This is a genomic window from Ligilactobacillus salivarius (assembly GCF_035231985.1).
In the GTDB taxonomy this organism is placed as follows: Bacteria; Bacillota; Bacilli; order Lactobacillales; family Lactobacillaceae; genus Ligilactobacillus; species Ligilactobacillus salivarius.
Genome location: NZ_CP117983.1, coordinates 1,557,303 through 1,570,777, shown reverse-complemented (window position 1 = coordinate 1,570,777; position 13,475 = coordinate 1,557,303). Strand labels below are relative to the sequence as shown.

Genomic DNA, 13,475 nt, shown 5'->3' with positions numbered 1-13,475 from the left:
GGCTTTTTTTTGATAAAAAAACAAGATTAGCCCATGCTAATCTTGTTGAAAAATTAATATTTAGTTACTCCTAAAGACATGCGACTCTTTAGAGCCTTGTAAACAAGTGAAACAACATAAATAGCGACTAAACGATCGAGATAATCAGTTCCAACTTGAACAAGGAATACAGCTAAGCCTTTACCTAAACCTAATTTAGCTAATATTTGTACGATAATAGCAGATCCAGAACTAGTAATGCCATGGAATAAAAATAAAGTAATGGCAGAACTTACTAAAGTAGCTGGTAAAGAAATGATGATAGCTAACCACCATAGCTTTTTAAAAGTATCTGCAGCATAGTGTGAGTAAACCATACCTGCGATGAGACCAACTATAAGTTGAACTGGCAAATAATATAGTGAAAATAAGTCAGTTGTTAAGCCAACAATAATTGAAGTTAGAGCACCTACAGTAACACCACCAACTGGGCCGGCCAAAGAAGCAGCTAAAATAGTACCGATAGTATCTAGGTAAATTGGAAGTTTCAAAAGTAAAGCAATGTTACTTCCAACAATATTTAAAGCGATGCATAAAGCTAAGATTGTTATGATTTTAGTTGATAATTTTTTCATGAATTATTCCTCCGATATTAATTGTGGCAAAATTTTTTCTAGAAGTTCTGAATCAATTGAACAGGTACGTTGTAAGAAGATTTGCATAAAACGTAGATTATCTACCCCTGTCAAAATATGACTGTTGACAGGTTTATGCCAAAAATTCATTTCATCAACGACACTTTGACCAATACTGATACCTTTAGTTTCAATCTCAGTATGAGAATCAAAACCAGTACATAATTCTGGAAAAATAGTATAAGCCACTGCTAAGGGATCGTTAATGACACAGCCAATAACTTTTTCATATTTCCAATGAAAATCAAAATAGAATCTTGTAATTTTTTGAATAAAATTAGCTTGTTCTGGATTAACTTGATGAATTAATTCTAGAATATTTGGTGTAAGTACAATTTTTCGTGTGACATCAAGTCCTATCATTTCAATTTTTACGGAAAGATGTTGATAAACATAATTAGCAGCATCAGGATCACACCAATAATTATATTCAGCAACAGGGGAACAATTACCAAAACTCTTGAAGTTTCCACCCATTGAAACAAAACGAGTACAGTTATTCCAAACATCTGGTTGTGCTTGATGAGCTAATGCAATATTGGTTAGAGGACCTAATGCTATAATTGTTAGATTAGAATTATCAGCTAGAGTCTGATTAATAAACTCAATAGCGTTATCGTGAATAAGAATACCTGAGACTTCAGGCAGATAAGATTCACCTAAACCATCTTCTCCATGCGTATCCATGGCATCAACATAGTTACGTTTAAGTGGAGATGACGCGCCTTGATAGACGGGAATATCAAGACGATCTAAGTGATTTAAGATTTTGAGGGCATTTTTAGCACCCATATCGGAAGGAACGTTACCAGAAACGGTTGTGATTCCGACAACTTCTAATTCGGGCGATGTCAAAGCTAACATCAAAGCCAAACTATCGTCAATTCCTGGATCACAATCAATGATAACTTTTTGTCTGTCATTCATTTCTCCTACCTCCTTTGAGATTCTTGGTTTTTTATACTGGGAAGTTTACGAACCAGTCCAAGTCAAACTTGAATTTAATGAATGTACCTAACTAGTATAAGGCTGTTTGTGAGAAATTGGAAGGAATAAATAAGAGATTACCCCACAGTTCTGAATAAAGTAATTATTAATGAAAAAAGCCTGATTCCGACGAATAACGAAATCAGACTACATAAATTTTTGCATATTTAATTGTTTTAATTACTCTAAACTTTTCAATTCTTATACGTGTTTTTTATAACTTATTAGGTATTTTACAACCAATACTAATGTCATAACAAGAACATCAACCACCAAACGTAACAGCATAGCACGCCAAGAAGAGTGAATAAGCCCTCCCCAGAAAACCCAATAAAGATCAAGATGATGGATGCACAAAAGGATTATTGAATTACGCCCAAAAATCACTAACCAACTTGTTAAAGCGGTTGACATAAGTCCCCTTGATAAATAACATACAACAAGGGTCCCTGCAATTGCTTCTACAATAGTAATAACAAAATTAGGATAGCTTCGAATAGCTAATTCAATGTGCAATCCACTTTGAACACACCAAAGCCAGAAAACTAAAGCGGCGAAAACAGTTAAAAATTCGATCTTAGAATTTGAGAAGAAGTGGTAGGAACGGAGTACAGCACCAACCCATATAAAAAAAGCAGCAACTAAAGCAATATCTAGTGCTTGAGGTAACCAAATTTTTTGAGATATCAAATATCCGGCGTAAGCTAAAATAGCAAACATAACACCATTGTAGCGATCATCTTTAATTATTAATCGTCCCATATCGAAAATAATTCGAGCCCAGAAGTATGCGAATAAAAACCAAATTACTCCTACATTATTCAAGCCGGGCCGGGCACCATTTGAACCCCAAAAGATTCCCATAACAGTTACTTTAATAACATCAGCTATTTGAGCTGGATAAAATAAATAATTTTCTATTGCTAACAAGATAATCATTAATGTTGCTAAAATCCAAATACGTTTAAATAATTTACTGATAATTTTGCGAAAACCAGACCAAGTATCCACACGACGAGCGGTGTAGCCAGATAAAATAAAAAAGAGTGGCATATGAAAAGAAAAAATCCAAGTATAAATGTTTCCGCTAGCTTCATGACCAATCACCATTAACAAAATTGCAATTGCTTTAGCCATGTCAATCCAAGCAATACGTTTGGTGCTAGGCTCCGTCATACTTTGGTTAATTGAATTTAAAAAATTAGTAATCCGATTTTGACTTATATGATCAGATTGACTTGATTTTGTTTGCATTTTATAATTAACTCCATTCATATATAAGCGTTATATGTAAAGTTTATCAATCATGTAAGAACATAGCAAGTTTAATTTGATTTTCTCGAATCTTTTTAAAATTTTATAGATTCCAATGTATTAGTTGAAATTAAAATATTATTAAGAAGATTTCTAGTGTAAGAATTTAAGGAATGAATGATGATAATTGATACAGTGGATACATCAATTAAAGTAATAATCCTTTTAAATTAAAAATAGTTGGCTTACTGAGTTTACCAGAAAAAATATTGAGAATAATGTCAGATAGTCTAGAAATAAGTTTGTTATTTTGATATGCTTTATCTGAAGTGCCTTCCTTTGTATATTTGTTTGCAATTTAAGCATATCAAGAAGGAATGTGGTATTTTGTTTTTTATTTTTAAACAAAAATTGTAAAGTGCTGAATATTTGTTTAAGACTGATTTTTTAAATATTAGATAGTTTTTACTGATATTGTGTTTGAAAGGATGGAGACGATGAAAAAACTAAGAAGTAGCAGTAATATAGTTGCATTAGCAATATTATTTATTACTGGAATAGTAGCAATGGTTCCATATTTTGCAGCGAATGCACTGCATTCAGGTGTTGATATGTCTTTTCATTTGAATAGAATTTATGATTTGGCACAAAATATAAGAAACGGTAACTATTTTTCATATATAGAAACTTATGCCAATAATCAAGTAGGGGCACCTATAAATATGGTATATGGTGCATTACCGCTTTATCCGTTTGCGGTAATGTTGAATATCTTTTCTAACAAGATTATTGCTATATATTTAGGTTATTTAGTGATTGTATGGATATCATTAATGATTTCTTATTACGTAGGTCTGAAATACTGGCAAAAAGACAAGAAAAAAGCAATTTTATTTGCGGTAGTATATGTTTTGTCTACATATAATTTTTCATGGATGTTCGGGACCTTTGATTTAGGGCAAGTTTCAGGGTATGTCTTCTTACCCTTGATTGTATATGGAACGTATAGCATTTTTTATTGTCCTTCAAGAGAGTGGTGGCTACTATCAATTGGAATGATAGGTTTGATATATAGCCACATGTTGAGTACTTTGATATACTCCTTCTTAGTGGGAATGTTAGTGATTATCGCTCTTTTTACTGCACCAGATTTTTGGAAAAAAATAAAATACTTTCTGTATGCAGTAATAGTTAGCCTGTTAGGAACAGCTTTTTATTGGAGTACGTTATATGGTGTATATAGCAGTAATAAACTGTTCATAACTAAATCGAATGATATACCTACTGCTGGTTTGAAATTTGGTGATGCGATATTAAATATATTCAATAACGATGGCTCTATTGGGGTATTGTTAGGAGTTTTACTGATAATAGGCTTAGTTTTGTGGAAAAAACAAAATGTAGAAGCTAAAGTTGCTGCAGTCATTGGAATAGTATTTTTGTTAGCAACAACAAATATTTTTGATTTTGCTTGGAATTTTATTAACAAGACACCTTTAATCATAATTCAGTGGCCAGGAAGATTATTATGTGTTGTTAACTTTTTTATAGCGGTATTTGCAACAGAAACATTATTTATTCTAATCTCTGAATCTAGACGTAAAAATAAGGGGCATATATTATCGGTAATAATTGCTATTTTCGTGGTTTTGAGCAATTCATATACATTTTTGAATACACATCAACAGCAACCTGTTGTAGATTATGAACCTAGTGTGCAAAAACAATTACCATTTACCGATTATCAGATAACATCTAATGTGGGATTTAATTATTTAGTTACAGGCTATAATCAAGGTGTCGGCTCAATAGATTATTGGCCAGAAATTAGTATGAAAGATGAAAGTGTTGTTAGAGAAATAATGCAACATATGGCAATTATAAATACTAAAAAGGTGAAGTTGCAACCTACTAGTATAACTGATGGTATAAATTATCAACTCACTACAAATAAAAAAGGTAGTAGTGTTGATTTACCATTTTTGAATTATAACTCTTATGAGATTCAAGTAGATGGACGAAAAGAAAATTATTTTAAAACAAGTAGGGGTACTATTGGGATTAAGATAAATAAAGCAGGGCAACATGAGATAAAAATCAAGTATGTGGTACCTAAAATGATGAAAGCTGCTATGGTTGTTTCATGGCTGACAGTTATTTTGTTACTATTATTTGGGATTATTAGACTGCTATTTAGAAATACAGCACTTTACAAAAAATAACCCAATCTATAGTTAAACAACATTTTTAGTAGACTGAGGTATGTATAGTATGTATACTTTACAGTTAACTCAATTACGGATGTTTTCAGAAAGGCAATCATTTTGTGCAGCTTCAGTTGCAGATAAAAGTGTTTCTTTGTTTGTTGGACGAGACTTTCTAACTTAATATGATCAGTAGTGTTCAATTGGGTTAAAATCTGAACTATGTGTGGTAAGAACATTGAAGTTAATATTATTTTCATTCATTTTCAGTCATAAATATGATTACAGATTTGGCGTGATGAGATTTTATATTGTCCATGATAATGATGTCATCGTTACGCATATTTTCGTGTAGAATTGTCAAAAAAATTGGTAAAACGTTTTTGAGTCGTACCACCTTCATAAATGTCGGTAATAACTGTTCCGTCGTCATCTATGGTACCAATTAAAATTATTTTTAGAGCGAGTTAAAGGTTCTGTGGTATTTAGCACATTGCTCTTTAATAGAACGTCCATAATTTGGCCGTAGATTATTTGAAAAGCCTGATTCATCAAGAAAAATCAAGCGTAATATGGGCATCGCTAATAGTTGTGGTAAGATTTTCATTGAAAAATTGTACAAGTTTATCATCTTCTTTTGCAGATATGATAGGCTTTCTGCCACGACTATGAACGTATAAATCTAATTCATCATCTGATAACTTCGAGATTTTATAAATGTAAGCACAAAAATACTTTGACGAAGCAACAATTTTCTCGACAGATACGCTATTTTTATGAAGATTCCTAATGAAAAATTCTTTGTTCATTGTCTAATACTATCGTTCCCTCTCGTTGTGTTCTTTTCAATTATATTTTGATGCAATCAAAGGATAGTAGAGCGGCTACTATTATGTTTGTCTAATTATAGTTAGCTTATTTATCGTGGCTGAACTGTTACATAGAATCACATAAGATGAAGAAAGAAATTTGGATAAGTCCTTGAAATAATTTATAAATTAAGATAGAATAAACAAGTATATGAGTTGAAAAGGAGGGACTAAGAATGTCACAAAATACACATGTTGGCGTAGCAAATGATCGTCGTCCTGTAAACTCCAAGAACATTAAGAAGCGTCGTGCACAACATCAAGCTGTACTTAACTTCTTAAAGGAACGCGACGAAGCAGACAAGGAAAGCAAGTAATTAAGTTTTTCCTTGGATATTGAATATCAGATAACTAAATATTGATATCTTCCACATGTTGATCTTCCAAGGAAAGCATGTGGATTTTTTTAGTTTCTATTATAATTTAAATGGTTTTAGCTACAGGATCAATTTCTAATAGAAGAAATAAAGTCTTGTAATTATTATGTTACGGAAAAATTAATTTTTTTTATAAATTTAGTAAGGGAGATGGAAATTTAATAAAAAAATTATGTAGTATATTAATGGCATGTGTATCTATAGTAATAGTCACATTTTCTTTGTTAATAACACAAGCGAATCCAATTTTTTTGCAAAATAACCTATTTTCAAAAAGATTATTTGCATATGGATTACTGAATAATTTTTCTAATGTAATTGTTGGTGTGTTACTAATTTTAATAGGTTATCAAGTAAAAGGAAGTATAAACTTCATAAAGAAATATATATACATTTATATAGTAAACTTACTGATATTTATAGGGTTATTTTTGTGGACTAGAAATTTTACTATCTCAAATTTATATGATGCGGTTCTTCCAATTACTAGAAATACTTATCCAATTGTGATTGGAACTATATCTGCATTATTAATAAAAGACAAAGTAAAGAGTTTGATTAAAAAGTACAAATTTTCAGTGATTTTAGAAGTATATACTATAATTTTTTTGTTACCAAGTCTCTTTAATAAAGATATTTTTGGATTAGGTAATGGTAATAATATCATTACGGCTTTTTTGTTAACGACATTGGGAGTAATATTGTCAAATATAGAGTTAGAGAAGTTTCGTATTAATAAAAAAATTATAACTTTAATGGTTATGAGTATAATATTAAACATAATTCTAGCATTTTCTATGCCATACATTTCTTTGAGAATGCATAAAAATCTTTCAACTGCATATCGCTTCAATGTATTAACTTCAATTACCGTAGTAACAATGGCTATAGTTATATTTATAGTTGTGCAGAAGTTAAAATTATTAAAGATTAGTATAAATATATTAGAATATGCTGGGTTATTGACATTATTAATCTATTCAAATAGCTTTATTATTGAAAAAATTGTTAATAGTAGTGTTAGTTTAAAAGTTTTGCTTTTTAAGAGTTGTATAGTCACTATAATAATTATTATTTTAGGATGGTTACTGTCAATAATAGATAAAAAAGAGCATCTATTAGAGAAGAAATTATTATTGAATGATGAAAAGTTGATCAGCCTATGGATAGGTGAAATAATTGTAAAGATAACAAATTATATTAAGCAACATAAATATAATTTGTTAAATATTGTTATTTTATATATTTTGGCATACTGTTCCTTTATTTTTATGTCACCACATTTTACCTCTCCTCATATGGATGGAGAAAGTTATACAAGCATCTTTTTTTATACTTTTTTTATTAAGCAAAATATGTTGCTATTGAATTTTATATTATATTATCTGATATATAGATTTATATATAGTGTTACAAATAAATTTTGGTTAAGTTCAGTCACTACATATGTTATTACAGCAGTAGCAATTGTAGCCGATGCCATTAAAATTTATTATCGTTCAGAACCGATATTTCCTACTGAAGTCACAATGATATCTGCATATGGTGATATTTTGAGTATGGTTCCAAAAGTTATTTTATGGATAGCGATGATAGGAATCATTATTTTAAGTGTATTCATTATTTTTTGTGAAATTAAAATTCCACAAAGAAAATTAAATTGGAAGTCAAGATTGATAAGCATACTAATAACTATTATTATTTTTGGAAGTAGTACTCAAATTAATCATTGGAATTCGATAGTTAGTAAATGGTTAAGTTCGTATGGAAATGATCCTGCTTTTTGGAACCAAGAATGGGGAGTCCAACAAAATGGTGCACTACAACAATTTTTAAATAACATAGACACTAAAATTATGGAAGAGAGTTCAGATTATTCTAGAAAAAAAGTTGATGAAATAGCAGAAAAATATGAAAAACAAGCTAAAAAAATCAATAAAGACAGGATTAATAATCTATCTACGCAAACTATCATTTTTAACTTAAGTGAAAGTTTGGCTAATCCTAATAGATTAAAAGAAGTAGAACTATCACAGAATCCCTTATCACATATAGATAGTATTAAAGAAAATACAACATCTGGATTAATGATAAGTTCAGGATTAGGTGGTGGAACTGCAAATATGGAGTATATGACACTAACTGGTCTTCCAGTAAGTAATTTTTCACCAACAATAGCTACCCCTTATACACAAGTAGTACCAAATTCTGAGCAAACTTTGACAATTAATAATTATTTTAAGAAATCTACAGCTATCCATCCTTACAGGGGGAGTTTTTACAGTAGAGAAGTAGTTTATAAAAAATTTGGTTTTCAAAGATTTATGTATTTGGGAAGTAAATACAAGATAAAGCATAAGATAAAAATAGGATCTAATCCATATTTATCAGATGAGACAGCATATCAAAATACATTAGATGTGATTAATAGCTATAAGAATGGACAGTTTATTAATTTAGTTACTATGCAAAATCATCTTCCTTATTCAGATTATTATGATAATTCTGGAGATTATCAAGTAAGTGGTAATATGGATGATGACGAAAAAAATAATATTAGCAACTATAGCGCAGGAATTTCATATACTGATAAAGCTGTGCAGAAATTTATTGAACAGATAGATGAAATTGATAAATCAATTACAGTGGTATTTTATGGAGACCATCTTCCAGGAATTTATAGCAATATAGACGGAAATAGTTTAGAAGCACGAGAAACAGATTATTTTATTTACTCTAATAAATATGCTAGACAACATGGTGCGAAGAATCTAAAACACGTTAAATATGTTTCACCAATTGACTTTATAGCATTGACAGCTGAGCAAACAAATTCTAAAGTATCGCCATACTATGCTTTGTTGACAGAAATTCAAAAGGAATTACCAACAATAAAAGTATATGCATATAACAATGGTAAAAATCCTGTTTTTGTTAATAAAAAAGGAAAAACTATTAAGTATAAGCAACTAACTAAAAAACAAAAGAGATTGTATAACGACTTGAAGTTAGTACAATATGACTTAACTGCAGGGAATCAATACTTGTATAAAACTAAATTTTTTAATGTTAATAAATAATAAAAAGACTTAAAATCAGCTTATTGCAAGATTTTAAGTCTTTTTATTATTAAATCAGTAATTCTTTAACATATTTTTCCATCTCATCAGGTTCAATAACAGTATCATGTAACTGTTTAGCTTCAAATAGCTTGGCGACCGTCTTGGGTAGAGGTAGCTTAATTAAATCAACTAATTTTTGTACGTCATCTAAATCTCCAGTCGTATTATCTATTCCTAAAGCAGCTAGAACTGTTTGTGGGAATTTATATGGACTTGCCGTAGATACTGTAACTGTTGGGCAAGGGTCGGCAGTTGATTCTTCATATTTTCGAGTAACAAAGGAAGCAACAGCTGTATGAGGGTCAATGGCATAATTACTCTCAGTGAAAACTTGCTTAATTTCATTTTTAGTATCAATTTGACTTGCCGAACCAGCGTAGAAATGTGTTTGGAGGAATTTAAGTGTATCTGAGTCAACAGTATATTTACCTTCTTTTTCAAGTTGGTTCATCCATTCAGCCACTAAAGCTGCATCCCCGTTTGTAGCATAGAACAATAAACGTTCCAAGTTACTAGATACAAGGATATCCATTGAAGGAGAGTTTGTAACTTTGAAATCGTGTTTCTTATTATATGTACCAGTTTTGAAAAATTCAGTTAAGACATTATTTTCATTCGATGCACATAGTAGCTTATTAATAGGTAAGCCAAGTTTTTTAGCGAAGAAGCCAGCTAAAATATCACCAAAGTTACCAGTCGGAACACTGAAATTAACATTATCGCCTAACTTGATTTTATTATCAGCTAATAATCGTCCATAAGTATAGAAGTAATAAACAATTTGTGGCAATAATCTACCAATATTAATAGAGTTAGCCGATGAAAATTGATAGCCACTTTTTAGTAATTCATCAGTTAAAGTTGAATTATTAAAAATCTGCTTAACATTTGTTTGAGCATTGTCGAAATTACCAGTAATACCAACCACATAGACATTTTTCCCAGTTTGTGTAAGCATTTGTTTTTCTTGAATAGGGCTAACACCGTATTTAGGATAGAAGACAATAATTTGTGTATTTTCTACATCTGCGAATCCAGCCATGGCAGCTTTACCTGTATCGCCCGAAGTAGCTGTTAAGATGACGTTCTTCAGATTAGAGTTATTTTTCTTAGCTGATGTTATTAATAAGTAGGGCAATAATTGTAGAGCAACATCTTTAAAAGCAATTGTAGGACCATGAAATAGTTCAAGGTAAATATTACCAGCATGATAGGAAACTGGGGTAATCTCTTCACTAGTAAAATTACTGCCATAAGCAGAGTTGATGCATGAACGCAATTCATCTTCGGTAAAGTCACTGAAAAAAGGTTGGAGAATTTTGTAAGCTAATTCTTGATAGGATAGCAATGGTAATTGTGATAAATCTAGATCTAATTTAGGAAAATCAACCGGAACAAACAAACCACCATCTGGACTAATTCCTTGAAGAACAGCTTGAGACGAAGAAATACTATTAGCTGAAGCGTCGCGTGTACTACGATACAAAGTTGCCATAAAAAAGCCTCCTTAATGAAATTTTGTTAAGTTTATTTTAACAAAAACATTAGGGAGGCTCAATTAAATTTAATGTTGAATAACTTCGAATTCATCGGAGAGTAAATGGAAATCATTAGGAGTAAACTTACTCAAATATATCTTATTATCAGTAGTTACAAATACAGCTCCTAATAAGTTAGGATTATCTTTGCCCCAATCTTTAACTGGTTCGCCGGCAAAGAAGAGATTAGTAGTTTCAATTTCTCCATCAATTGAGTATTTAGAGAATACTGTAACACTTGCTAGATTATTTTGTTTAGGATATCCGGTCTTAGAGTCTAAAATATGATGATAACTTTTACCGTCAACTTCTAAATGACGTTCATAAATCCCACTAGTTACAATAGAACATTCAAGTGTCACAACTACTCCAATTGCACTACCACGAGCATCATGTGGATTTTGTACACCAATTCGCCAAAGTGTATCATCATGTTTAGGTTGAGGACCGACTAGTAGTAGATTTCCACCTAAGTCGATAATACCTGAACTAATGTCAAAGGCATGCCAAAAATCTTTAATTCTATCAGCGATATATCCCTTAGCAATTCCACCTAAATCTAGTTCCATTCCATCATCTTGTAGGAATACCGTCATTTCGTTATCATCTAGAATAATTTTTTGAGGGTCAATTAAATTTAAAGTTGACTTAATATCCTCGTCTTCAGGTACATTAGCATTATCAAAACCAATTCCCCAAAGCTTAACAAGTGGACCGATTAAAGAGTTGAAGCCAAGATATTCCTGACTAACTTGAACAGAACGTTTAATAAGCTTATAAGTTGCCTCGCTTACTCTAACAGGATATTTGCCAGCAGCATGATTAATGGACATAACTTCAGATTCGTCACGGTTAACAGTTAGAACATCTTCGTAATATTTTATTAAGTCATATGTTTTATCTAAGATAACAGGATTTTCGCAACCAAAGATAGTTAGATTAATTCTAGTTCCTAGTGCAAAATAAGTTTTTTGAAGTGGAGTTTGTTTAAATGTTGTATTTTTATTTTCCAAATGAATCATCTTTTCTAAAAATATTATTGATGATACTAATTATAACGAAAAAATATCAAAAAATATATTAAATATGAAAACAGTATCTTTCAATAATAATTAAAATTTGATAAGATTATTATAATAATTAGTAGGGAGGTTCTCTTTATGGAAACTATCAATATCGGTATTTTAGGTTTAGGTACAGTAGGTAGTGGTGTTGTTAGGATTTTACAAAGTCACGCAGATAAAATCTCAAGCATTACTGGCAGAAAGTTAAAGGTAAAAACGGTAGTTGTACGTGATATGACTAAGAAAAGGACAGTTGATTTAGATGGGGTAACCTTGACTGATGATTTTGAAATGTTGATCAATGACGATTCGATTCAAATGGTAGTGGAAGTAATGGGAACAGTAGAAAAAGCGTGCGAATATATTAAGCGTCTTTTAGAAGCTGGTAAGCATGTGGTTACAGCAAATAAAGATTTGATTGCGACATATGGTCCAGAACTTACAAAACTAGCCAAGGAAAAGAAATGTGATCTTTTCTACGAAGCAAGTGTAGCTGGTGGGATTCCAATCTTACGAACAATCGTCAATTCATTTGCGGCTGACCAAATTGTATCAGTTAAGGGAATTGTTAATGGAACGACAAACTATATTTTGACACAGATGAACCAAAATAATGTTGCTTATGAGGAAGCATTAAAAGATGCACAAAAATTAGGTTTTGCAGAAGCAGATCCAACTAATGATGTCGAGGGAATCGATGCTGCATATAAGATGATAATTCTGACACAATTTGCTTTTGGAAAAGATATAACTTTAGACGATGTAAAGATTGAAGGAATTTCCAAAATTCAATTATCAGATATCAAAGAAGCTAAACGTTTAGGTTACAATATTAAGCTCTTAGGGGTAGCAGAAAAGGTTAATGATCATATTACTGTATCAGTTGGACCTGTATTGGTACCTCAAACACACCCATTAGCAACTGTTATTAATGAAAACAATGCTGTTTTTGTTACAGGTGTTGCAGTGGGTGAAACAATGTTTTATGGTCCAGGTGCAGGCGAACTTCCAACTGCCAACAGTGTGTTAAGTGACATTATTAGTGTAACTAAAAATATTGTAATGGGAATTACAGGCAACAGTTTTAATGATTATTCACATGAGATTAAACTAGCGACTCCAGATGAAGTAAAGAATCCATATTATATCTCATTAATTGTTCCAGATAAAACAGGGGAAATGTTAAAATTAACAGAATTGTTTACTAATGTAGAAGCTAGTTTCAAGTTAATTACACAAACAGAAGCTAATGAAGGCTTTGCTAAAATCTCAATTGTTACTCATGCAATGACAGAAGCTCAGTTATTAAAGATTGAAGAAGGTCTTAAGCAAGAAAAAGACGTAGAACTTCTAGCAGCATATAAAGTTTTAGAAAAGGGGTAGTAA

The 13,475-nt window shown here is 31.0% G+C and carries 9 protein-coding genes and 1 riboswitch; of the genes, 4 read left to right on the top strand and 5 right to left on the bottom strand.

Features of this window, described 5'->3' with window-relative positions; all coding sequences use genetic code 11:
• Positions 1–53 precede the first annotated feature (53 nt).
• The 3 genes from PTA89_RS07715 to PTA89_RS07705 form a co-directional block, all read right to left on the bottom strand.
• Positions 54–614 (bottom strand): ECF transporter S component, encoded by a 561-nt coding sequence (locus PTA89_RS07715; protein ID WP_094372173.1) that lies wholly within the window; start codon positions 612–614, stop codon positions 54–56.
• A gap of 3 nt (positions 615–617) precedes the next feature.
• Positions 618–1,601 carry a nucleoside hydrolase gene (locus PTA89_RS07710; RefSeq protein ID WP_324177140.1) on the bottom strand — a complete coding sequence of 328 codons (984 nt, stop codon included), beginning with the start codon at positions 1,599–1,601 and terminating at the stop codon, positions 618–620.
• Between the two features lie 17 nt (positions 1,602–1,618).
• A riboswitch (PreQ1 riboswitch) is annotated at positions 1,619–1,663 on the bottom strand.
• A 199-nt stretch (positions 1,664–1,862) separates the two neighbouring features.
• A complete protein-coding gene (locus PTA89_RS07705; RefSeq protein WP_324177139.1) occupies positions 1,863–2,936 on the bottom strand; it encodes an acyltransferase family protein in 1,074 nt (357 codons plus the stop codon).
• A gap of 476 nt (positions 2,937–3,412) precedes the next feature.
• Between PTA89_RS07705 and PTA89_RS07700 the strand changes: the two genes are divergently transcribed.
• The 3 genes from PTA89_RS07700 (at position 3,413) to PTA89_RS07690 (ending at position 9,445) form a co-directional block, all read left to right on the top strand.
• Positions 3,413–5,137, top strand: coding sequence for a hypothetical protein (locus PTA89_RS07700; RefSeq protein WP_324177138.1), 1,725 nt, complete (start codon positions 3,413–3,415; stop codon positions 5,135–5,137).
• A 1,027-nt stretch (positions 5,138–6,164) separates the two neighbouring features.
• Positions 6,165–6,305, top strand: a complete 141-nt coding sequence (locus tag PTA89_RS07695) for a hypothetical protein (protein WP_003701828.1) — start codon at positions 6,165–6,167, stop codon at positions 6,303–6,305.
• A 281-nt stretch (positions 6,306–6,586) separates the two neighbouring features.
• Entirely contained in the window at positions 6,587–9,445 is a 2,859-nt protein-coding gene (locus PTA89_RS07690; protein ID WP_324177137.1) for an LTA synthase family protein, read from the top strand.
• Positions 9,446–9,494: 49 nt separating this feature from the next.
• Here PTA89_RS07690 and thrC read toward each other — a convergent pair whose 3' ends face one another.
• Positions 9,495–10,982 (bottom strand): threonine synthase, encoded by a 1,488-nt coding sequence (gene thrC / locus PTA89_RS07685; RefSeq protein ID WP_324177136.1) that lies wholly within the window; start codon positions 10,980–10,982, stop codon positions 9,495–9,497.
• Between the two features lie 69 nt (positions 10,983–11,051).
• Positions 11,052–12,047, bottom strand: a complete 996-nt coding sequence (locus tag PTA89_RS07680; protein ID WP_324177135.1) for an FAD:protein FMN transferase — start codon at positions 12,045–12,047, stop codon at positions 11,052–11,054.
• A 138-nt stretch (positions 12,048–12,185) separates the two neighbouring features.
• Between PTA89_RS07680 and PTA89_RS07675 the strand changes: the two genes are divergently transcribed.
• Entirely contained in the window at positions 12,186–13,472 is a 1,287-nt protein-coding gene (locus tag PTA89_RS07675) for a homoserine dehydrogenase (protein ID WP_095759152.1), read from the top strand.
• Positions 13,473–13,475 lie beyond the last annotated feature (3 nt).

Coding starts and splice junctions, on each gene's coding strand:
- PTA89_RS07675 (WP_095759152.1), top strand. CDS start 12,186: ATGGAAACTATCAATATCGGTATTTTAGGTTTAGGTACAGTAGGTAGT.
- PTA89_RS07710 (WP_324177140.1), bottom strand. CDS start 1,601: ATGAATGACAGACAAAAAGTTATCATTGATTGTGATCCAGGAATTGAC.
- thrC (WP_324177136.1), bottom strand. CDS start 10,982: ATGGCAACTTTGTATCGTAGTACACGCGACGCTTCAGCTAATAGTATT.
- PTA89_RS07680 (WP_324177135.1), bottom strand. CDS start 12,047: ATGATTCATTTGGAAAATAAAAATACAACATTTAAACAAACTCCACTT.
- PTA89_RS07705 (WP_324177139.1), bottom strand. CDS start 2,936: ATGAATGGAGTTAATTATAAAATGCAAACAAAATCAAGTCAATCTGAT.
- PTA89_RS07695 (WP_003701828.1), top strand. CDS start 6,165: ATGTCACAAAATACACATGTTGGCGTAGCAAATGATCGTCGTCCTGTA.
- PTA89_RS07700 (WP_324177138.1), top strand. CDS start 3,413: ATGAAAAAACTAAGAAGTAGCAGTAATATAGTTGCATTAGCAATATTA.
- PTA89_RS07715 (WP_094372173.1), bottom strand. CDS start 614: ATGAAAAAATTATCAACTAAAATCATAACAATCTTAGCTTTATGCATC.